The sequence below is a fragment of the Paenibacillus hexagrammi genome, from assembly GCF_021513275.1.
Classification (GTDB): domain Bacteria; phylum Bacillota; class Bacilli; order Paenibacillales; family NBRC-103111; genus Paenibacillus_E; species Paenibacillus_E hexagrammi.
The window spans coordinates 3,697,944-3,720,140 of sequence record NZ_CP090978.1; the positions used below are offsets into that span (position 1 = coordinate 3,697,944).

15 protein-coding genes are annotated in these 22,197 nt (G+C 48.5%); 3 read left to right on the plus strand and 12 right to left on the minus strand.

Annotated elements, in window-relative coordinates:
- Positions 1–46: 46 nt before the first annotated feature.
- The 5 genes from L0M14_RS16870 to L0M14_RS16890 all read right to left on the minus strand — a co-directional run bounded on the left by L0M14_RS16870 (position 47) and on the right by L0M14_RS16890 (position 12,367).
- The gene (locus L0M14_RS16870) at positions 47–5,380 is read right to left on the minus strand and encodes a GH92 family glycosyl hydrolase (RefSeq protein ID WP_235117836.1); all 5,334 of its coding nucleotides are present in this window, start codon (positions 5,378–5,380) and stop codon (positions 47–49) included.
- 23 nt (positions 5,381–5,403) lie between these two features.
- A complete protein-coding gene (locus tag L0M14_RS16875; protein WP_235117837.1) occupies positions 5,404–7,038 on the minus strand; it encodes an S-layer homology domain-containing protein in 1,635 nt (544 codons plus the stop codon).
- A gap of 21 nt (positions 7,039–7,059) precedes the next feature.
- On the minus strand, positions 7,060–10,182 hold the full coding sequence (locus L0M14_RS16880; RefSeq protein ID WP_235117838.1) for a PA14 domain-containing protein: 3,123 nt from the start codon (positions 10,180–10,182) through the stop codon (positions 7,060–7,062).
- A 487-nt stretch (positions 10,183–10,669) separates the two neighbouring features.
- Positions 10,670–11,548: an ABC transporter permease gene (locus L0M14_RS16885; RefSeq protein WP_405030788.1), complete on the minus strand. Its 879-nt coding sequence runs from the start codon at positions 11,546–11,548 to the stop codon at positions 10,670–10,672.
- A gap of 39 nt (positions 11,549–11,587) precedes the next feature.
- Positions 11,588–12,367 (minus strand): ABC transporter ATP-binding protein, encoded by a 780-nt coding sequence (locus L0M14_RS16890; protein ID WP_235117839.1) that lies wholly within the window; start codon positions 12,365–12,367, stop codon positions 11,588–11,590.
- Between the two features lie 377 nt (positions 12,368–12,744).
- Here L0M14_RS16890 and L0M14_RS16895 point away from each other — a divergent pair, with 377 nt between their 5' ends.
- From L0M14_RS16895 to L0M14_RS16905, 3 genes are read left to right on the plus strand one after another with little or no spacing between them, the layout of a single operon-like run.
- Entirely contained in the window at positions 12,745–14,115 is a 1,371-nt protein-coding gene (locus tag L0M14_RS16895) for an LLM class flavin-dependent oxidoreductase (protein ID WP_235117840.1), read from the plus strand.
- Between the two features lie 15 nt (positions 14,116–14,130).
- Positions 14,131–15,486 carry an LLM class flavin-dependent oxidoreductase gene (locus tag L0M14_RS16900; protein ID WP_235117841.1) on the plus strand — a complete coding sequence of 452 codons (1,356 nt, stop codon included), beginning with the start codon at positions 14,131–14,133 and terminating at the stop codon, positions 15,484–15,486.
- A 29-nt stretch (positions 15,487–15,515) separates the two neighbouring features.
- On the plus strand, positions 15,516–16,598 hold the full coding sequence (locus tag L0M14_RS16905) for an aliphatic sulfonate ABC transporter substrate-binding protein (protein ID WP_235117842.1): 1,083 nt from the start codon (positions 15,516–15,518) through the stop codon (positions 16,596–16,598).
- A 420-nt stretch (positions 16,599–17,018) separates the two neighbouring features.
- Here the strand turns inward: L0M14_RS16905 and L0M14_RS16910 are convergent, their stop codons facing one another.
- The 7 genes from L0M14_RS16910 to L0M14_RS31575 form a co-directional block, all read right to left on the minus strand.
- Positions 17,019–17,630, minus strand: coding sequence for a class I SAM-dependent methyltransferase (locus tag L0M14_RS16910; protein WP_235117843.1), 612 nt, complete (start codon positions 17,628–17,630; stop codon positions 17,019–17,021).
- Between the two features lie 172 nt (positions 17,631–17,802).
- Positions 17,803–18,351, minus strand: coding sequence for an NADPH-dependent FMN reductase (gene ssuE / locus L0M14_RS16915; RefSeq protein ID WP_235117844.1), 549 nt, complete (start codon positions 18,349–18,351; stop codon positions 17,803–17,805).
- A 33-nt stretch (positions 18,352–18,384) separates the two neighbouring features.
- Positions 18,385–19,140, minus strand: coding sequence for an ABC transporter ATP-binding protein (locus L0M14_RS16920; protein ID WP_235117845.1), 756 nt, complete (start codon positions 19,138–19,140; stop codon positions 18,385–18,387).
- A 13-nt stretch (positions 19,141–19,153) separates the two neighbouring features.
- Positions 19,154–19,933 (minus strand): aliphatic sulfonate ABC transporter permease SsuC, encoded by a 780-nt coding sequence (gene ssuC / locus L0M14_RS16925; protein ID WP_235117846.1) that lies wholly within the window; start codon positions 19,931–19,933, stop codon positions 19,154–19,156.
- On the minus strand, positions 19,908–21,041 hold the full coding sequence (gene ssuD, locus L0M14_RS16930) for an FMNH2-dependent alkanesulfonate monooxygenase (RefSeq protein WP_235117847.1): 1,134 nt from the start codon (positions 21,039–21,041) through the stop codon (positions 19,908–19,910). Before ssuD ends, ssuC begins: the two co-directional genes overlap by 26 nt.
- A 20-nt stretch (positions 21,042–21,061) precedes the next feature.
- Complete coding sequence (locus L0M14_RS31570; RefSeq protein ID WP_311198722.1) at positions 21,062–21,571, minus strand: type 2 periplasmic-binding domain-containing protein; 510 nt, start codon at positions 21,569–21,571, stop codon at positions 21,062–21,064.
- Positions 21,572–21,606: 35 nt separating this feature from the next.
- A complete protein-coding gene (locus L0M14_RS31575) occupies positions 21,607–22,056 on the minus strand; it encodes a type 2 periplasmic-binding domain-containing protein (protein WP_311198723.1) in 450 nt (149 codons plus the stop codon).
- Between the last annotated feature and the right edge of the window lie 141 nt (positions 22,057–22,197).

Sequence of the window (22,197 nt, forward strand, 5' to 3'; positions counted from 1 at the left end):
TACCAGCTTCGCTCTAGCGCTTCAACCGTCATACATCGCTAACGCATCATCGCAGTAACGAAAAACTGGCGTTATCGAAATTGCCGATGTACTTATAAGTCGAACTGGTCGTCCCTGTAAATACAAGATAGACGTCCTGGATACCGGTAATTTTTTGGGTCAAGCTGCCTGTTACCGTTTTGTACGTTCCCCAACCGCTAGCTGTCGGAGGTACAGCTAGCGTTCCGACTAAAGTGCCATCCACGCTGCCCAGTCGAACCTCCACGGCCGAGTCGGCCGCGCAATTGCCGCTGTTGCTTGCATACTCGATGGACATTTGGTTCGCTCCCGTGCTGCCAAAGTCCATTCGCTTGTAAGCAAGCCACGCGCCGTTATACGTATTCGCAACCTGCTTTCTGCTGCCTGATGTTTCTGTTTTTAAAGGAGCATTGTTGGCCGGATTCACTGCTGTGGACCATTCGTCGTAGGACTCAAACTGAAGATTGGCAGCATCAGTCCGCATGGACCCGGAAGTAAAACTGGCGTTATCGAAATTACCGAGATATTTGAAGGTTGAATCGGTAGTTCCCGTAAGCACAAGGTAGACGTCTTGAATACCGGTCAAGGTTTGGGTGAGATTACCCGTTACCGTTTTGTACGTTCCCCAACCGCTTGCTGTCGGAGGTACAGCTAGTGTTCCGACTAAAGTGCCGTCCACTCCGCCAAGGCGAACTTCGACCGCAGAATCTGATGCGCAATTGCCGCTGTTGCTTGCATACTCAATGGAAAGCTGATTCACACCGGCGCTGCCGAAGTCCATCCCTTTGTAGGCAAGCCATGCGCCGTTATACGTATTCGCAACCTGCTGGCCGCTTTTTCCGCCCTCTGTCTTCAGCGGTCCATTGTTCACAGGATTGACCCCCGCAGACCATTCGTCAAAGCTTTCTAGCTCCAGCTTATTGTAATCCGTTCTCGTCTTCTGGTAGCTCCAAGTGAAGCGGTCAAAGTTACCCATGTATCGATGGGCACTGTCTGTACTGCCTTTCATCACGATGTACAAATTTTGTACACCGGTTATCGTTTTGCTCAAGGAAGCTGCTACCGTTTGATAAGGTCCCCAGCCTGTGCCTGTATTAGGCAGGGCAAGCGTACCGACGAGTTCACCGTCTGCTGCGCCCAATCGGAACTCAAGCGCTGCGTCATTTGGCGTTTTGTCGGATGGTGCCGTGTATTCTACGGTGATGCGATTCGCTCCTTCGGTCCCGAAATCTACATTCGCATAGGAGAGCCATGCGCCGGTAAACGTGTTGGCAACAACGGTTCCGCCATTACCGCTTTCGGTTTTGAGCGGGCTGCCGTTAAACGTATTCACAGCTGTAGTCCACTCGCTTTTGTCTTCAAACTGAATCGTCTTAACATCCTCTGCTGGTGGGTCCGGTTCAACAGGCACATCCGGTAACTCGGGCTCAGGTTCCGGAATCGGAAGCGGATCCGGCTTGGGCTCAGGCTGCGGATCTTCTCCTCCCGGCGTATCCGGGTCCTGGCCCGGCTCTGGCCTAGGCTCTGCATGGGATACAATCGGCTCCGCAAGCCATAGAGAATCATAGATGTTGCCGTTGTAGGCATCCACCAGATAGACATTCACTTGATAGTTGCTGGCATGGACGTTAAACATTTGCGATGTCTTGAAGCTGCCGACTGTAACAGGGGCACTACTGGACAATATCGTCTGGCCTTCATCGTTGATAAGCTGGATCACAGCAACAGCTGAGTCGGTATAGTCAGCCTTCAACGTACCCGTAATGTCGACAACCATATTGCCGGTTCGTTTCACATCCGCCTTCAGATCATATACATTCCACTGAATATCTGATGTATAGGCAGCATTCGAAACAAGGGTCTGACCCGTCGCACGGTTGCGGCTCTCATCGGCTCTCACCCTCACCTGTACCTTGCCCGCTTCATAAGCAGCAGGTCCTACCGTTTGCGGGTTCACGGTTGCAGCGCTCCAGCTTCTGCCTCCGTCGACGCTAAATTCATAGTCTCCTGCCTCTTCGTAGCCAGGCACGAAGGTCCAGCCGAAAGTATTGGCCGTATCGTCAACGACAGGATGACTCGGCGCATCCGGTCGTACCATTTGCTTAACGGCTTCCATGCTGAAATCGAATGCAATATCCGAGCTGGTCGCATTTACCTGATGCACTTCTGCAGTTACGACATTCGTACCTTCCACCAAATAGGACGGATCAATGGAATAGACATTCCGATCGCGTTCATTGCCCACCGTTGCATTCGCAAAGGTGCTGTATTCGATATGGCCCGCAGGCATATTGGTGCGAATGACCTCGTGACCGTTTACATATACGACCGCCCCGTCGTCACGAATGAGGGAAGCGTCCAGCTCGATCAACCCTTGTAAATCCGAGACTTCGAAAGACTTACGGAAGTATGTGGTCGTGTACTTGTTGTTCGCATCCGGACCGTAGCTTACCATCGTTTTTGCATACTTCGTGTTATCGTAGCCAAGCGCGGCAGGACCGGAAGCCCAGCTGCTGTCATCAAAGTTTGCCGCCTTCCATCCGCTGCCGGGGTACTGGCCGTTGTCACGATACTTCCAATCCGCCCCCTCAGCAATGAGCGACTGACGGCTGATCGTATTCTCGACATTGGCGCTGTAATCCGTCATGGGCGGAGCCGAGTTCGGTGATGCTCCCCAGTCCGTATTCGGCTGTGAACCCATCTCAAACTCCAGAGTACCGCCAGCCATGATATCGGCATAACGAATCCAGGCCTGATCAAAATTGTTCCCGTTCAATGATGCAGATTGAATGAAACGGTTGGTGCTGGAAACCTGATTGGCCTTGATCGTAAACGTTTTGCCTCCGTCTAGATGCACTTTCACTTCAGAGAAGATCGGTGAACCGATCAAGAAATTTGCATCTCCGGGATTGCCTGGGAACAGCCCCAAGGCACTGTATACAAACCAGGAAGACATCGCACCCGCGTCATCATCCATCGACGGTAGATACCCTTCCGGATCAGTCCGGTACACACGTGCTTTTATCGGGTAAGCATACGCGCCATGGTTATGATACTTTTGAGTCACAACCTCCGTCGTGTACTGCCTCGCATAATACTGGGTCAAATACGGCATACCCAAATAATTGAACAAATACGGGGCATCCAAGTCTTCTTCGTTAATCACCACATATTCATTATTTTTGAAAAATTGCTGCAGCTGCACTGCCATTTCTCTTTTGCCGCCCATTAAAGCAGCGAGTCCGTTGATATCCTGAGAAGCAGACCAGCGGTACGACCAAAGGTTACCTTGATAAGCGAATTTATCAACCTTCGTGACATCTGATTTGTCTACAGTAGTCGCGTTAGGCGTAAAGAATCCCAGTTTGTTTCCATTTTCATCCACTTGATTCGGATTCCACAGATTTTTATAGGACATGGCGAGAGGTTTGTATTTCTCATACGTAACCTGATCCCCGATCATTTCAGCAAGCTTCATTGGAAAATATCCGCTTTTCGCTTTTTCCAGCTTCCCGGATATTTCGTCTTCGCTGATCGAGAAATTGTCCGCATCCACGGCCATTCCTTGAAGCGCTTTGTGCACATCGATATCGGTAAAGCCCTTGGCATAGCCATCGAGAATGACCGCACCGTTAAATTCATTACGTACCGTCGGACTAGGCCAGTAGCCGTCCCCCCACTGGGTGTAGGAGCCTCTGGTTTTGTACAAGTCCGCCAAGGATTTCACCATGTTGTTGTACTGCTTCGGCACTAGCACGGAAAACAGGGCATATTTACGAAAATCATCCCACGTCGTCCATCCGTTATAATACTGGAAATCCGCTCCCAGCTCGGATGCCTGACGAATCGTATTCTCGTCCCTTCCCGCCTTAAAGGTGCCAAGTGAGCTGGTTACATTTTTCGGATGAAGGAACGTATGGTAGAGGTGTGTATAAAATACTTTCTTGTTCTCTTCATTGGAATCCGTAACTTCCACTTTATTCAGCAGCTCGCTCCAAGCGTTTCTGATCTTGGCATGCTGCGCTTCAAAATCCCAATTCGCAATATCGTGATCACGCTCATACTTAGCTTGCTCCAGACTAACTGCCGAAAGTCCTACTTTAGCTTGAATGACTTTGTGATCCGCTGTGTCGAAATTGACCCAAACTCCGCTGTTAGAGCCTGTGCGTTCTGCGACTGCTCCCGTAGTGTCTCCCTGCCAGGATGTATAGGAATCAAAGTCGTGATCAAACTGAATCGAGTAGTACATGGTGTAATAGCCATGTCCGCACACATTCTGCGATTTAATCATGCCAGAAATCTCGTTGTTGTTCTCCACCTTCAGGTTGGCATCGAGCATACCGGCATAAGAGTTGGAGAGATCGACCAATACGGAACCGGTGCTTGTATCCGGGAAAGTATAACGATGAAACCCGACATTGTCCGATGCGGTAAGCTCAACGCCGATCCCGGACGCAAGGTTCACAGCATAATAACCGGGGGATGCCTGCTCGCTGCTCTTGATATACTGCTGCTTATATTCACTGCTATTTTTCGTAAAAACACGGGTTTCCGGCATCATCAAAATATTGCCTCCGGCTCCGCTGCAGCCTACGCCATTGAACCTTAAGTGTGAGAAGCCTTTCAAGTATTTATCTTGGTAGTAATACCCGCTGAATGCCCCTCCATCACTGTCAGGTCCAAGGGATACGAGACCAAACGGCATGGTTGGACCCGGGTTCGTCTGACCGTTATCGCCTAACGTATTGATAAACGGATTGACATAATCGACAGGTGCAAGATTCGTTGCCGGATAGGCAGGGATTTGATCCTCATCCACGCCGTACAGCTCGAGTTCATACAAACGCACGGTATTGCTATCGTAGGCTCCCTTGCTCACATACAAGCGGATGTACCTTGCCGCAACCGGCTCAGGGAGATAACGGTCGACGATCGTCTGAACGTTGTCTTTGACAACGTCGACGTCCACCCAGGTTTTGCCGTCATCGCTTTTTTGCAGGCGGAAGTCTTTCGTGTTCCAGAACGGACTGTTAGCCGATTCATTAATCGCAGCATTTTTTAGCGTCCATTCGTTCAAGTTATATACTTTGCCCAAGTCCAGCTTCAGCCATTTGATGGTTGCGCTCGTATTGTCGCACCATTTGGTATCGGTTTTGCCATCCACGGCGTATTTCCCCATCTCATTGCTGTTGCATTGACCTGATGCTGTCACTTGCGCATCCAAGGCCACATTTCTCGTCTTGACAGCTTGATCTGTCGAGAAGGATGCGGGTGCAGAGGATGCCGTATTCGCAGCAACCGGCTCGACCATGCCAAACAGCTGCAAGAACATCATCCAAACTGGAATCAACTTTTTCCACATTGCAATAGGTTCCTCCCTATTTGTTATAAAGAGCCGCTGGGCAGCAATCTTTGAATCATGGCAGCGACCTCAGCCCGAGTAACGGATTGTTTTGGGTTAAAATGTGTACCGTCCCCTTCGATTAGGCCTGCCATGAACGCTTCTTTAACCGCCGCTTTGGCCCAGTCGGAAATCTCGTCCTGATCCTCAAAGCGTGGCGTCCCTTTGTCAGACTGCGTCAAGTTGAAATAGGCTTTCGCATTCACCAACGCTACCACTGCTTCCTCACGCGTAATGCTGTCGGCAGGCCTGAATGCGCCGTTATAACCGGAAATAATGCCTAATGACGCCGCTTTCGCCACCTGCCCGGAATAGTATTGGCCAGCTGCCACATCCGAGAACGGATTGCTTCCCGCCTTATTCGGAGTCTGCCCGGTCCAGTCGTGCGCACGCATCAGCAGTGTAACGAACTCTGCACGGGTGATCCCACGATTCGGTTCATAATGCTGATCGTCGACACCGCTAACAATATGCTTGGCTGCAAGCGACTTGATTGAAGGCTCTGCCCAGTGCCTCGATGTATCCACAAACTTCTTCTCCAACTCGAGAATCGTATACGTTGAAAAATGCCCGGCCTTAAACGTCATCTCGCCGTCATGAATATAGCCTCCGACGTATTCCGGTCGACCACCGTCCACCTGATAAACACCGGCAAGATTAGATGAAATCTGCTTTGCCTGCTCACTCGTCAGCTTGAACGTAACCTCTGCGGGTTGATTCAGCTTATGAATCGGAGTAGACTGATCGCCGGATATAGTTTGAATCTCAACCGATAGTGCCATGCCAGGTGCATGATAATCCGGGTTTGATTTAATCGAAGAAAGAACGGCATCTTTAGCTTCATCCGACCACACGGAGTTGATCATAATACGAAGCCGCTGCCCCGCTTCGCCCGATGCGGGTATCGAACCGGCCGGAAAGCGCATGGTATAGCTCTCGGATTTGATGATCAAATCCAATTCTTTCTCTTTAAGGCTCTGTAAGACTTCAGCCGGAAACTCCAACGCTTGCCCGGACTGTTCGGAGGATGCAGGCAGCTCAATCGTGATCGAACCGCTTGCTTGCTCAATCGCACTAGTCCACGTTGCACTGCCGATGAGATATCGCCCGTCCTCAGCCAGGTCCGGCTTCAGGACATCAGCTTTCATTGTACCTGCACTAAGAGGAATGGATGTGTTCGATTCAGGATTCGCGGCATTGCTCGAGCTGCCTGGTGAGCTGGAATGTCCGCCGTGATTAGACCCCGGATCCGTTTCCGGGCCGCCTCCAATCTCATCGACAACAGAGAATGTTTGAACAACACTTCCGTCTTCGGTACCTGCAACCACACTGTAAACCCCATATGGAGTAAAATCTTCATTCGTCGAAATGGCGATCTTCTTAGAAAAGCTGCCCTCTGAAGCTGAGATGTGATCGATATAGAAGACAGTCTGAGCCGGGCTAATAATTTTTACCGAAACCTCATGCACATTGCTGTCAACTGTCCCAGAGATGTCGATCTCCCCGCCACGCAGCACTTCCGCCGCACTTATATTCAGTGCGACGGAGGACGCTGCATGAGCGGAAAGCGGAGAGACTGTAAGTAACAATGCTATAAAGGCCGCTTTATAAGTCTTCAACGTCTTCCATCCTCCCTTACGTTATTGGAACAGGAGCGGTCTTGCCAGCTGCTTCTGTACGTTCAAATCACTGTTAAATTGATCGGATATGAACACTTTTACTTTGTAATTCTCTCCGCTCACATGAAAATATTGAGAGATCTTCATTTGGTCCTGTTCGATCGGAACCGCGCTAATCAGGAGCGGAGCATCCCCGTCCATCAACTCAAATACCGCATAGGCGCCGTCATGATAATCCGCATCCAGCTTCTCCACCGTCACGTCGAGCTGCAACTGCTGACCTCTTTTCATTTCGCCTGTAAAGGAATACTTGCCTAAGCTGTTATCCGCTGTGAAGGCGCTTTGGGAAGCAAGAGCTGCACCAGGCGGAGCTTCCGCAGCTTCGTCGCCTTTCACGCGCACCATCACCGAGCCCGCTGCATAGTCATAGTTCCCGATCGGTTGAGGATTGGCCGTTACCGGCATCCAGCTGCTTCCGCCGTCAACACTGTATTCATAGCTGGACGGGTCGTCGAATCCGGGGACATTCGTCCACCCGAATGTGTTGCGTCCATCGTCCGCCACGGGGTTCGTCGGCGCCGCAACTGCCGTGCTAACGGTAACGGGAAGCGAGTTATCCCGCTTGTCGACAGCCTTAACCGCAAATTCATAAGCCTTACTTGGGTCGATACCCTCTATCGTATATTGGTAGCTCTCTTGGCTTTCGACAGCTGGAACATAAACACTCCAGTTCTTGCCCAGTTTTCCCTGAGTCTCGTAAATTCTAAATCCTCGAACTGCATCCTCCGCTTGATCATTTTGAGGTTGATGCCAGGATAACAGGCTCTTACCGTCTGAGATTGTAGCCGAAAGCTGCTCGACGGGAGCAGGCTTCGAATCCTTTCTAACAATGGTATAGGTGTCAAAAGGCTGCTCTTCACCTGAAATGTAGGAATCGATCGTAAAGCTGTCCTCCGTCATCCGAATACCCGAGTAAATCGGCTTCTTCGGCTGCTGGTAGGTCGCTGCATAATATCTGTCTACACCGTCTTTCAGATCGTAGTACTTTTTCCCCGCCGAATTGTTAATCATATACAGCGTGCCGTCCGGATTCAGCGCATTGCCGTCTGCGTCTTTTTCCACGTTCTCGACAGGTTTGTCATGATACATTTGGTACGATCTCATGAAGGTATGATCATGTCCTTGCAAAACCACATCGATGCCAAGCTCATCGAAAATCGGGTACATTTTGCTTCTAAGCGCCAAGATATCCGAATCAATCGCATGGTTACCCAATGAATAAATCGCTTTATGGAAGGCTACAATCTTCCATTTTTTATCCGTTTCGGCAACTTCTCTCTTCAGCCAGTCTATCTCCTGATCGAACGATGCCTTCTGGCGGTCATCCCAGCCAATATCCATCGTATTCAGAACCATAATGTGGGCATCACCATAATCAAAAGCGTACACACTGCCAGGCGGCAACGGATCGTCAATCGAATCATTCGGATAATTAAAATGGTAATAATAGTTATCGTTATAAGGACCTTCGTGGTTACCGACGGCAGCCATGACCGGCAGTTTCATGAATTTGTCCTGCGCTTGACCGAAGTAGTCCAGCCATTGGCTTTCCAACGCACCCGCATCAACCTCGTCTCCGGTCATAACCAAAAATTTGGCGTTCGGATAATCACTTAAGCCGTTCTTGAGCGTGTTCCCCCAAGTCTGGTATTCTTGTGTATTTGAGCCTTGTGAATCCGTCATGTATAAGAAATCATAAGCATTCTCGTTATCTGCCTCAGTCGTAAATGTACCCGCAGCGCTCCAGTTGCCGTCATTACCTACCCGGTATTTATAGGCAGTGCCTGGCGTTAATCCGTCGACGAGCACTTTATGGCTGATGAAGGATCCGTTGGTAGAATTGGTGATTTTCAGGTTCTCCAGAACTCTCGTATCCTCCGGCTTCCCTGTATAGCGTTTAACCGCAGGTGATCCGAATTCCTGATCGGCCGGCACCACCTCAACGATGCTGTCCTTGCTATCCGCTGGTGCATGCTCCGGGATGTTGTAATTCGTATACCAAGCAAACGATCGGTTAGTCTTAGGACTGCCATAGAAAGACATCGCGATGGCGAATGGTGAATAATCTTCTGCTTCTGACATATTCACGGGACTAAATGTGAAGCTTCCAACAACCGTGCCATCGGCTGCCTGAAGTCCCGCAGCTCCATCATACATAACGTTTACGATCTGATCGGGTTTGATCACAGAGGCCGCATTCAACTTGAGTGTAGAAAGCTCACTACCCTGCTCCACTTGCTGAATAGGAATGGATGTACCATCTGCCTGTAGAGTCAAATGCTGAAGCAGCGACGCCGGCAGCGGATTCATGTCCGAGTACACACTTAGCGAAACACTCCTACCATCACTTGCGACAGTCCCAGCTACTGGTCCTATGTAATTTTGCGGCAAGTAAAAAGCGTCAGCCGGAACAATCGTTTTCGCCATCGTAGGTGTAGACCAAAGGAGATATAAATTCGAACCGCCATAGTTCTCAAAGTATTCCACTTTGAAGCTGTATTTTTTTCCGCCTTCCAAAGTAATCGGTATCCCCGTCTGCTCCTTATCCCAATCGTCCACCCAATGGTCAATGACAAGCTGGTCATTCACCCACAAGCGGAATCCGTTATCACCGATCATATAGAAGGTATAGGTATCCGTTTGAGGAGGCATGATCTGACCGCTCCAACGGGCATTGGCATTATCTTGCTTCCCTGTCCAGCTTTGCAGCACCGGATCCAGATTCGTAAAATTGATCTGCGTAATAACAGTCGTTGCTTTATGCTCCCCAAAGCCGAACGTGTCAGTTCCTGTATAGTACTCACCTAGCAAGCCATGCTCTTTTGCATTCGATTGCTGCATCACTAGCGGTACAGCAAGTGAAGCGCCGTTGTCGGAATAAACATTTTGTATGACGGTATTTGGGTCAGAGCCATCCCCTTGCACCTTCCAATCAGTCACATTCGCCGATTCATTAGGTAAAGTCGGGTCCGCCTCTCCCGTATTCGCTTCAGCCAGCATGGCGGATGAAGTACCGGTGAACATCAACGTACAAGCCATGATGACAATAAGCGCACGTTCTTTAAACGAGGTGTTTCTGCTCACTTCCTTTGCCTCCTCTTTCCATAGTCAATGCATGTTCTTCCCCGGGTGATGACATCATGTTTCATTTCATCTTCCCCTTTCGTCCGTTCCTTGGTTGAAACCGCTTCATCATTTCATATTGTAAGCGAAAGGGAGAATCACATTTAACGAGGTAATCCTATCTTTTATTCCGCTTTTCTATCCAGTCAGGGTTGTCCAGTACCACTACCACCTCCTAATTTCAAACGGCGTTCTTCAACCATCGATAAATGCGGAATATGTAACGGCACCCGCAACCGCTCTCACGCCACACTTGATACGCCAACTCGATACATTATGTATCGAGTTACATAAGAAATGCTAATATAGATCAGTGACAGGATCAATATGATAGGCGGTTAAGTTATTGTAAATGCAGGTTCTTATGTTTAGTCAGATGAATAATCAGATTCGGTGGATAAAAGAAAAAAGCAGACGCCTATTTGCGCTGCTTCCAACGATGAATCTATTACCCATTAAAGCTATCCCGCCATTTCAGCAGTCTCTTCTCCAAGATCCGGACAAGCGAATCGGAGCCTTTGCCAACTATAGCGAAAATGATAATCCCGACAAACACAATAGCCGTCTGAGAGAACTGTCTGGCATCCAGGATCAAATATCCCACGCCTTCGCTCGAACCCATTAATTCGGCAACCACCAGACCTAACCAGGCGACACCAATAGAAAGCCGCAGACCGAGTAATATATTAGGTAGCGCTGCGGGCAGCACTAGCTTGGTCACTTGCTTGAATTTACTAAACTCAAGTACGCGGGCCACGTCGAACAGCTTGGAATCCACGCTCCGGATACCGAGAAAGGTTTGTACGTAGAGAGGGAAAAAGGCCCCCTTCGCAATTAGTAGGATTTTTGAAAATTCCCCAAAACCGAACCATAGAATAAACAGGGGTGTAATAGCTAAATGAGGCACCGTTCTCAGCATCTGAATCGATGGATCGACGGAATGCTCCAACTTGCGGAATAAACCAACAAGCAGTCCGAATACCAGTCCCAAGCTTCCTCCTAACAAAAATCCTACGGCTGCGCGCCAAATACTAATTTCCAAATGCCGAAACAGCTCTCCGCTTCTGAGTAAGTCATAAAATGCTAGCCAAATCTCATATGGTGTCGGAAGCATTGTCTTAGACACAAAACCTAAAGAACCGGATATTTGCCAAATCACCAGGACAAGCAATGGTAAAATAGAACCTCTAACAATTTGCTTCCATTTATCACTTTTAAACCTTCCGGCTGTCCCCCTGGAAGCCTCCCGAGCTGAGCTGTTATCTAGATTTGCTCTCGTTATGGACTGGCTGCTTGCTTTTCGTACAATTTCCACTTGGCTCATCATCTGATCCCTCTCTTTTCCTTAATAGTAAGAATACTCTGATTAGATACCCGAACTGTCGATCAGTTCCAATTCATCCACACGTTCAAATTCACTAAGGACCATTTTGCGCAGCTCTAAAAATGACGAAGTTGCTTTTTTCCTCGGATAAGGAAGATCAATCGGAATGAATTTGCGGATCGTGCCCGGTCTTGCATTCATGACAACTACGCGAGTTGCAAGGTATACGGCTTCATCAATATCATGCGTGACAAGTATCATCGTAGTCCGATTTTTCTCCCAAATGTCTAAGGTCACCTCTTGGAGATGGGATCGGGTGAAAGCGTCGAGCGCTCCGAAAGGTTCATCCAACAGCAGCACCTTCGGTTTTCGCAATAAAGCGCGTGCGATTGCTACTCGCTGTGACATACCGCCCGACAGCTCGCGGGGATATGACTTTTCGAATCCTTTTAACTTAACCAGATCGATCAGTTCATCAACTCTGGCCCGAACTTCCGGGTCTTTCAAATTGAGGTCCGCTGCAATATTCTTTTCAACTGTCAGCCAAGGGAATAATCGATGCTCCTGAAAAATAAAGCCTTTGTCGATTCCAGGTTTATCGACCTGCTTATGATCCAGATGTACTTTGCCAGTGTGGTCCGTATCCAATCCTGCTATGATTTTTAGCAGCGTGCTTTTGCCGCATCCGCTCGGGCCTATGATTGTGATAAATTCGCCTTGTTTCACGGTTAGCTTAATATTGTGCAGTGCCTCAACCTTGGTACCTTGTGGCGTATGAAACCATTTGTGCGGCAAATCGATGTCTAATGACAGTACACTCATTTAGAAACTCCTCCTTCAGCATTTTACTTGGTACAAAACAAAAGGAGACTTCCGCTTCGTTCCATACTTACATCAAGGAACGGTAGGAAGTCTCCAGTTGACCGGTAGACCCTATTTCATTCATCAATTCGCACTTGTTTACTCGGAATTAATTGTGAGTTTAGCTTAGCATTGTCACATTCCCCTCGTCAATACAATACTTATCGAAAAACAAATTCTTATTTTCCCCACTTGATTAATCGGAATTATCATGCTAATATGACTCTCATCATTCAAATTACAGCCGATTGGATCGCCAAAGGCTCCCTTCCTGTTCGTGTCATGAACAGCGTTGCGGAGTCTTTTTTGCGTCTTATCGAACAAAGGAGGAATATGCATTGTCTGAAAACCCAAAGAAGCAACTCCATCTAGGCGCCTTTCTCTTCCAAGTTGGTCATCATATTGCGGCATGGCGCTATCCCGACACGGAAACTCGCGGACTGCTGCAGCATGAGTTCTATGAGCACTTTGCCCAAACAGCCGAACGGGGAAAATTCGATATGGTGTTCCTAGCGGATACACTCGCGGTTATCGACCGATCGGGAACCGGAATCAAACATACGGTTACAATACGTCCAGAGCCGCTCACTCTCTTGTCCTATCTATCTGGTGTAACAGACAAAATCGGCTTAGCCGGTACGGTATCCACCACCTATCACGAGCCCTATAATCTTGCCCGCGAATTTTCTACATTGGACCATCTTAGCGGTGGGCGCGCTGCATGGAATGTCGTCACCTCCGGCAGAGATGAAGAGGCACGCAATTTTAGCAAATCGAAACACCCAGAGCATGATAAGCGCTATGCACGTGCCAAGGAATTCGTCGATGTCGTCACTTCGCTTTGGGACAGCTGGGAAGATGAAGCCATTATCGCCGACAAGGAGTCCGGCTTGTTCGCTGACCCTGGCAAAGTTCATGAACTTCATCATAAAGGTGATGAATTCTCGGTTCGAGGACCGCTTAATCTTCCCCGCTCTCCACAAGGCAGACCCGTAATCATTCAAGCCGGCGCTTCCCTGACAGGTCAACATCTGGCCGCTCAAACAGCTGAGGTCATCTTTACGGCATGGCAAACGCTTGAAGAAGCACAGAGGTTTTACTCGAGTGTCAAGTCTCTAGCTATTCAATATGGACGTTCGCCGGAGGATATCAAGATCATGCCTGGCATCTTCCCTGTCATCGCTGCTACAGAAGAAAAAGCCCAAAAAAAAGAAGCATTTCTTCAACAGTTGGTCGTGCCCGAAGTCGGCCTGTCCATGCTTAGCTCCTCACTCGGTGTGGATCTGAGTGGGTATCCGCTTGACGGTCCTCTCCCCGAGCTGCCAGAGCTCGCACAAATTAATGGTGGCAAAAGCCGCTTCCAGCTCGTCGCTGATATGGCGCACCGCGAGGGACTAACCATTCGCGAACTGATTTATCGCGTAACCGGCGCCCGCGGGCATCGAACCATATACGGCACACCAGCTCAAATTGCCGATCAGCTGGAAGAATGGTTCGTAAACGGAGCTTGCGACGGCTTCAATATTATGCCTCCTTACCTCCCGGGAGGGCTGGAGGAATTCGTTGACCTCGTCATTCCGGAGCTTCAGCGCCGGGGTTTGTTTCGAACCGAATACAGCGGCTCAACGCTGCGGGAGCATCTAGGCCTTCATCGGCCCGCAAGCAAATACCATGCACCAGCCGCCACACAAGCGGAACATTTCGCATAGAGAGGATCGATCCCTATGAGTACACCAAGTAATAAAAAGAAGCTCCACCTAGGCGCATTTATTTTCGGTGTCGGCCATCATGTTGCAGCCTGGCGTTATCCTCATACTGATACCCTCGGTTTACTAACACTAGATTTTTATCGAAAATTCGCGCAGACAGCTGAGCGAGGGAAGTTCGACATGGTCTTCATCGAGGACATTCCCACACTGCCCGAACGACTGGAGACGGCTATCCGATACACAGTTCCTGTTCGAGCTGAACCATTGACACTCTTATCGGCGCTTGCATCCGTAACCAGGAAAATCGGCCTAGTAGGCACGGTGTCCACCACTTACAGCGAACCCTTCCATGTAGCGAGGAAGTTCGCCTCCTTGGACCATTTGAGTGGAGGCCGTGCAGGATGGAACGCAGTGACAACAAGTATGGAAATCGCTGCTCAGAACTTCGGTCGCGATCACCACTTGGAGCATTCAGTGCGATATGAGCGGGCCAAAGAATTTGTCGATGTGGTTACCGGGCTTTGGGACAGTTGGGAGGAAAGCGCGGTCATCGCAGATAAAACGACAGGTATATTTGCCGATCCATCAAAAGTACATGCGATCCAGCACGAAGGGGCACATTTTTCCGTACATGGACCATTAAACGTGAACAGAACCCCGCAAGGACGCCCGGTTATTGTGCAGGCCGGCTCTTCAGAGGCAGGGCAGGATTTCGCTGCCCAGACGGCAGAGGCGGTATTTACAGCCTGGCAAACTAAAGAGGAAGCCAAAGCTTTTTACAATAGTTTGAAAAGCAAACTTCCCACCTACGGCAGAACGTCTGATGATTTAAAAATTCTTCCAGGCATCCTGCCCATCATCGGACGTACAGAAGAAGAAGCACGTGAAAAAGAAGCGGAATTCCAGGAACTCGTCCATCCCGCTGTCGGCCTTTCGATGGTTTCAAATATGCTACGTGTGGACCTCTCCTCATACCCGTTAGATGGACCGCTCCCAGATCTTCCTGATTCAACGGATATTAATGGAGGCAAAAGCCGATACCAGCTTATCTTGGATATGGCAAGAAGAGAGAATCTGACCATTCGTCAATTGATCGCCAGAGTTACAGGTGCGCGCGGGCACCGAACTATCGCCGGAACAGCGGCAACCATCGCAGATCAATTAGAAGACTGGTTCACGGATGGAGCTTGCGATGGGTTCAATATCATGCCTCCTTACTTACCCGGAGGTCTGGAGGAATTCGTAGATCTCGTTATTCCGGAGCTTCAGCGCCGGGGATTGTTTCGAACCGAATACAGTGGCTCAACACTGCGCGAGCATCTAGGGCTTGCCAAGCCTGCAAACCGATTTAACAAGCTTGCTATTCATTAATTCGATTTTCATGATAAGGGGAACTGAAGATGACAAATAAACGATGGCATTTCAGATTCATTTCGATATTTTCCATACTTTCCATTGTACTTCTGGCAGGATGCGGCAAAGATGCTTCATCACCTGCTAACGGGGCGGCTTCGACTACAACCCCAACTGCTCAAAGTGCTCAAGCTGCTTCAGATTCTAAACCGAAAGAGAAAGAGAAAGTTACGGTAAATATTGGAGTCCAAGGAAAAACCGGCGTACTTGTATTTGCCCGAGAAAAAGGCTACTTCGAAAAAGCCTTCGCCGCTGTAGGCGCAGATGTAGCTTGGAGCGAGTTCGCAAGCGGTCCTCCGCACTTTGAAGCTCTCGCGGCAGGCCGTCTCGATTTTGGCAGCACAGGGGGAACTCCGGTGATCTCCGGTCAAGTCGGAGGTGTGGATTTTAAGGCGATCGGCGTGACCAGTGATGGTAAAAAAGGAAATATGATCGTCATTCCGAAGAATAGTCCGATCCAAGATATCAAAGACTTAAAAGGTAAAAAAGTGGCCGTAGCCAAAGGAAGCAGCGCCTACAACTTCTTATACATGGCGATCGATAAGGCAGGGTTAAAAGGTGACGATGTCAAAGTCATACAGCTTCAACCTGATGAAGCTAGACCTGCGTTGGATAGCGGAGCGATCGACGCTTGGTCCATTTGGGACCCTTATGCGACTACAGCCGTGTACCAAACAGGAGCCAAAATTCTTGTTTCCGGTGAAGATTTGAACATTAACGCGCCGATCTTCCTCATCGCACGAACGGACTTTACCAAGCAGCATCCGGACCTGACGGTTCTCTTTTTGAAAACCTATGAGGAAGCTCGAAGATATTACGTAGAGCATCAAGATGAAATTGCCGATGAACTGGTGAAATCCCAGAAGCTCGATAAACCGATTATCGTGGATGTGTTAAAAAATAGTGTACCTATTTTGTCATCCATAACGCCTGAATTCGCGAAAGCTCATCAAGAGCAAGCCGACTTCCTGTATTCGGTAAAAGCTATTAATAAGAAGCTCGATACCTCTCAAGTACTAGACAGTCAATATGTAGACCAAGCCCTGAAAGAGCTCGGCCCACAAAAGTAAAACATAGAAAGGCCTCTATTGTATCCTTCTTTGTAAGGATGTGATAGAGGCTTCAATTTTCTAGCGCAATATCCTCTCAGCTCTTTTTACTAATGCTTTGGTGAATACTTAATTTCCATGTCAGCCCCTGTGTTATTTTTTTAGTTTATGGGAATATTATGATTGCTACTTAAATCTAATCAAAGGAAGTTCGTATATGTACATAGCATTTGGCATGGTGGCTGGCAGTTTGCTTGCTGGTGTTTTCGGGTTTATCTCTTCCTTAAAAAAAAATAAAACAGCCCGCTAATAGCTGTCGTCCGGTTTTCAAAATTCAACATTTCTAGTTTTGGCAACCCAAATAGGAACAGCTGCTGCCGCTGCAACTGCTCCTTTTCCTCCGTTGTCGGTGAACTCTAATGATCCTTGTTATGATAACTATTACGATTCTATCATCGGTTTATTCCAAGCCATTAAATAACGGAAGTAGAAGCGGCGTTGCACGATTGCTCCTGGCATAACGTCATGTGCCGCACGTCGAATCTCACTTATGGATTCTTGCGGCTCTGCAATCGTCACCCCTATCTCTTGCATTCCTCCATGCAGTCGATCCATGATACGAATTGGAAGAATGAGTAGTCCTGAGATGATTTTATCCATGATAGATTTATCCGCTGCTAAACCAATGACTAGAAGCTTTCCTCCTGTTACGAGACATTGACTCATCTTATGCAGAGCCCTTCTCAATTCCATATGATGCAAGGATGCCACACAGATTATAGTAGAATAACGCTCTTCTTCAGAAGGAATTGGCATGGTCAAAAAATCATCGTTCAACAGGGAGACATTTGATAATGATGCAAGGCGCGTTTGTGCGCGCACGATACTTTTTGGATCGGGGTCTATACCGACCACCTGCTTAGCAAACGGTGCTAGTCGCTCAAGGAGTAGCCCGTCGCCACATCCGATATCGAGCACTCTTCCACCTCTCACTTTCGCGTCATTCACTAATTCTTGATGAAATGCAGTATTGTGATTCCAATACGTCTCCATTCTTTCACTCCCGTAACGTAGATTCATGCGATCTATCTTGAAAAAGACGATTCTTCTCTGTATAAAGTTCCCAAAATTGCCCAGGGTCCACTTTAGAAAAATATTATCTCCAATAAAAAAGGCCTCACACTTAGATATTTCCAAGTGAAAGGCACTATATAAATCCATCCTCTTATACTGCCCTAACCTTACGCCCGCCCAACTCTCTAACCAGATCATGGATGGATTCATTTAAACGCTCTGTCAGCTCTTCCGTTAATTCGAAAACACCAGGTTCTTGGCGGGTTACCCAACTGTCCACAGCGTATACTCCCGCCAGTATATGTCTTGCTCCAAGCGAAGCTAGTACAGGCTTTAACGCATAATCTATCGTTAGATAATGAGCCAGTGAGCCCCCGATGAATAAGGGAAGCACGCTTTTACCAAGAAGCCCCTTCTGCGGCAGCAAATCTAAATATGTCTTTAAAACTCCTGTATACGCTGCTTTATATACCGGACTTGCTATAATAACAGCGTCTGCTTGCTCCACCCTTTGATTGGCTTCGATGATTTGTGGGTCATCAAATTTAGCTTTAACTAAAGCTTCTGCCGGCAGGTCTGCAGCATAAATCCATTCGGTTTGTATGCCGAAGGATCGCAGTGAATTGTCTGCATATTCGGTTAGCCCGTTCAATCGGGATATTTTGGATGGGCTGCCTGTAACAATAACGATGTTGGGCATGAGACGAACACTCCCTTACCTTTATTATGATGTTTAGATAATTTTCCTGCTTGGAGCTGCGCCTGAACGAGTCCTCTGCATGAGCCTATCCAAGATCAGTTTTTCGTAGTACATAAAATCGGCATCCCGCTCACGAGGACGAGCTAACGGAATGGGTTGATCTACAGCAGTTTTCCCTTCTTCGATCACAATGACACGATCGGCTAACGCTATGGCTTCGCTTACGTCATGAGTGACAAGAAGGGCGGTAAATCGTTGATCTTCCCAAATGGTACCGATTAAATCCTGCATTTCAATTCGGGTTAATGCATCGAGTGCCCCGAGAGGCTCATCGAGCAGTAATACACGCGGATGAGAGGCCAAAGCTCTTGCTAGAGCGACGCGCTGCTTCTGCCCCCCGGACAGTACGCTCGGATACTCGTTTTTCCTGTCGCCCAATCCGACCAACCGCAGCGCTTCCTCCGCGAGTGCTTCACTTTTGTCACCTAGTCCAATGCGAACATTGTTCAGTACCTTTTTCCAGGGAAGCAGCCGTGATTCTTGAAACATAACACGGATTTCGGGATGAATCCCGTTGATCCGTGCAGCATCCGCATGAATGCTCCCGCTCGAAGGCTGCTCTAAACCGGCGATTAACCTCAACAAGGTACTCTTGCCGCATCCGCTTCGGCCCACTACAGCGATAAATTCGCCTGCTTTCATCTCCAGCTCTATTCCCTTTAAGACCTCTGTCGATCCGTATGTTTTACTGACTCCGTCGAGACGTATACGTAGTCCGGTTTGTACCATCAGCCCCACCTACTTAAAGATTTTTCGTATAATTGTGATGCCAACGCAAAAGTCGGCTTTCGATCATCACCGTTACCCAATCGGATATTTTGCCCAACAGCGCATACAGAATAATGCCTAGCACCACCACGTCCATCTGCATGAATTCTCTAGCATTCATCGCCATATAGCCAATACCTGAATCAGCGGAGATTGTCTCGGCGACAATGAGAGTTACCCACATAATGCCAAGCGCGAACCGAACACCAACCAGAATGGATGGAAGTGCTCCGGGAAGGATAATTTGGCGAAAGAGGGATGCTCCCTTTAGTCCATACACGCGTCCCATCTCGATCAAACCTGGATCTACAGATCGTATCCCGTGATACGTGTTCAGGTAGATGGGGAACAGTACGCCCAATGCGACAAGAAACACTTTCGCCTCCTCCCCAATCCCGAACCACAGAATCACTAGCGGAATTAAAGCTAAATGGGGAATGTTCCGGATCATTTGTAAAGTAGTGTCAGTCAGCTTTTCTGATATGGAGGAAATTCCGTTGCTTAACCCAATCAAGAATCCAACTCCTCCGCCAATGACAAACCCTAAGAATGCTCTCTTCGTACTGGTTCCGATATAGGTCCAAATGGTTCCTTGATCCATCAAAGAAAACAGGGCACGAGTAACCTGAATCGGAGTAGGCAGGACTCGAGTGGAAATCAAGCCATACTGCCCCAAAATCTGCCATAGGATCACGATCACGAACGGAACAACCCAGGGAAGCAGCGGTTTATTTTGCCGCAGGAACGTATTCATTACCCACCATCTCCCCGAAAGGACTGATAAACGAAGTTTTCTCCCGTTCGCGCTTGTCTTCCAGCGGCAGCTTTGGAAAAAGCAATTCCGCTACCCGATAGGCTTCCTCAAGATGCGGATACCCGGAGAATATGAACGTTTCAATACCCAAATCTGCATATTCACGCATTCTCTGCGCTACGGTATCAGGGTCCCCGACCAAGGCCGTTCCAGCCCCTCCTCTAACAAGCCCCACTCCAGCCCAAAGATTCGGACTAATTTCCAGATTCCCCCTGCTGCCGTTATGCAGCTGCGACATTCTCTTCTGGCCCACGGAATCCATTCTCGCGAATACCTTCTGAGCTTCTTGTATCGACTTATCGTCTACGTACTGGATTAACTCCTCCGCTGCTTTCCACGCCAGCTCATTCGTTTCGCGAACGATGACATGCAGACGAATTCCGAAGCGGACCATTCTTCCCTGAGCGGTAGCGAGTTTACGAACGGCGTCGATCTTCTCCTTCACCTGCTGAGGCGGCTCCCCCCAAGTCAGATACACATCAACATGATTGGCAGCCACATCTTGAGCACTGCTGGACGAGCCTCCAAAGTATAGCGGTGGATAAGGCTTCTGAATGGTTGGATACAAAACCTTCCCGCCTTTGACCTGCAGGTGCTTGCCGTTGTAATTGACTTCCTGCCCGGACAGCTCCTGACGCCATATACGCAAAAATTCATCGGTTACCTCGTATCGCTCCTGATGACTCAGGAATAATCCATCCGCCTCATTCTCAATAGGGTCTCCACCTGTCACGACATTGATTAACAATCTGCCGCCCGACATCCGATCAAACGTCGCTGCCATCCTAGCAGACAGAGTAGGTGACATTAAACCCGGGCGCACCGCTATAAGAAATTTCAGTCTTTCTGTAACAGGAATCAAGGTCGATGCCACAACCCATGCGTCCTCGCAGGAACGGCCTGTCGGCAGCAGCACTCCTTCGAAACCAAGCTCATCAGCTGCCTGTGCAATCTGTTTGACATAATGATGATTGACGGCGCGAGCCCCTACCTGACTTCCTAAATATTTGCCATCACCGTGTGTCGGAATAAACCAGAAAACTTTCATCTCTCTATCTCCTCTCAAAATTAACGCCAATCGGCTTTTATGACAGTGTCTTTCACTTGTATAGGCTTGGGAATTAATCCCAATCTCTGAAATGCTTCTGCCATGTCCTGCTGCCCCTTCACAACTTGATCATCGATTGGCTGAATGCCGTATTCTCTTCGGCTAAGCGCGTTGACTAACGATTCCACATCAATACCGATACTTGGAGAAAGGAATTCCGCACTCTTGCGAATATCGGCTTTTACCTCATCATCTATCTTTTGAAGCTCTTCTAGATAAGCTTTAATGACATCCTCATGCTTCTCAGTAAATGGTCTCGCGGCAAAGTAAAACTGATAATTATTCACAATGCCGGTTCCATTGGATAAGATTCTTGCATGTGTGGCTGTTTGTGCTGCTGCCAGATAAGGGTCCCATATCGCCCACGCATCCACACTTCCCTGCTCGAAGGCTGCTCTGGCATCTGCTGGTGCTAAGTAACGCGGCTCGATTTCGGAATATTGGATACCGGCTTTTTGTAAAGTGCTCACCAACAAATAGTGCACATTTGATCCTTTGTTAAGGGCTACTTTTTTCCTTTCAAATCCTCCACTGTTTTCAGCGGAGAATTCTCAGGCACAAGAATCGCTTCTCCTTTGGGACTAGCAGGTTCATGTGCCAAATAGACTAGGGGCGCACCAGCAGATTGTGCGAAGATCGGTGGGGCATCCCCCGTTTCACCAAGGTCAATGCTGCCTGCGTTTAGTGCTTCCAAGAGCTGAGGCCCGCCAGGGAACTGCGTCCACTCAATTTTATAACCGAGATCCGTCAGCTTCTTATCCAGTGTCCCCTTAGCTTTTAAAATGACCGAAGAGCCATAAAGCTGATAGCCGATATGGATCACTTCATTATTTTTCACCTTACTTGATGGTACAGCAGATGCTGAAACCGAATTGCTGGCTGGAGCTGGCTTACCGCAGCCTGCTAATAACAAAATCGTACTGATAGATACAAGAATTAACTTTTTCCCTAACATGTGAGTCCTCCCCATTTCCTTCTCGTCGTTTACATCCAGTCGTACATCGAACGTTTCACGTCTTTCCTCTCAGAAGAGAAAATAAAAAGAGACCTCCATGTATCTCCGGAAGATAAGGGTGTCCCATACAAATAGACAGAA

Excerpts from the sequence above, each read along its gene's own strand:
- L0M14_RS16900 (WP_235117841.1), top strand. The coding sequence starts at position 14,131 with ATGAGTACACCAAGTAATAAAAAGAAGCTCCACCTAGGCGCATTTATT.
- L0M14_RS16920 (WP_235117845.1), bottom strand. The coding sequence starts at position 19,140 with ATGGTACAAACCGGACTACGTATACGTCTCGACGGAGTCAGTAAAACA.
- ssuC (WP_235117846.1), bottom strand. The coding sequence starts at position 19,933 with ATGAATACGTTCCTGCGGCAAAATAAACCGCTGCTTCCCTGGGTTGTT.
- ssuD (WP_235117847.1), bottom strand. The coding sequence starts at position 21,041 with ATGAAAGTTTTCTGGTTTATTCCGACACACGGTGATGGCAAATATTTA.
- L0M14_RS16910 (WP_235117843.1), bottom strand. The coding sequence starts at position 17,630 with ATGGAGACGTATTGGAATCACAATACTGCATTTCATCAAGAATTAGTG.
- ssuE (WP_235117844.1), bottom strand. The coding sequence starts at position 18,351 with ATGCCCAACATCGTTATTGTTACAGGCAGCCCATCCAAAATATCCCGA.
- L0M14_RS16905 (WP_235117842.1), top strand. The coding sequence starts at position 15,516 with ATGACAAATAAACGATGGCATTTCAGATTCATTTCGATATTTTCCATA.
- L0M14_RS16885 (WP_405030788.1), bottom strand. The coding sequence starts at position 11,548 with ATGATGAGCCAAGTGGAAATTGTACGAAAAGCAAGCAGCCAGTCCATA.
- L0M14_RS16870 (WP_235117836.1), bottom strand. The coding sequence starts at position 5,380 with ATGTGGAAAAAGTTGATTCCAGTTTGGATGATGTTCTTGCAGCTGTTT.
- L0M14_RS16890 (WP_235117839.1), bottom strand. The coding sequence starts at position 12,367 with ATGAGTGTACTGTCATTAGACATCGATTTGCCGCACAAATGGTTTCAT.
- L0M14_RS31575 (WP_311198723.1), bottom strand. The coding sequence starts at position 22,056 with ATGTTAGGGAAAAAGTTAATTCTTGTATCTATCAGTACGATTTTGTTA.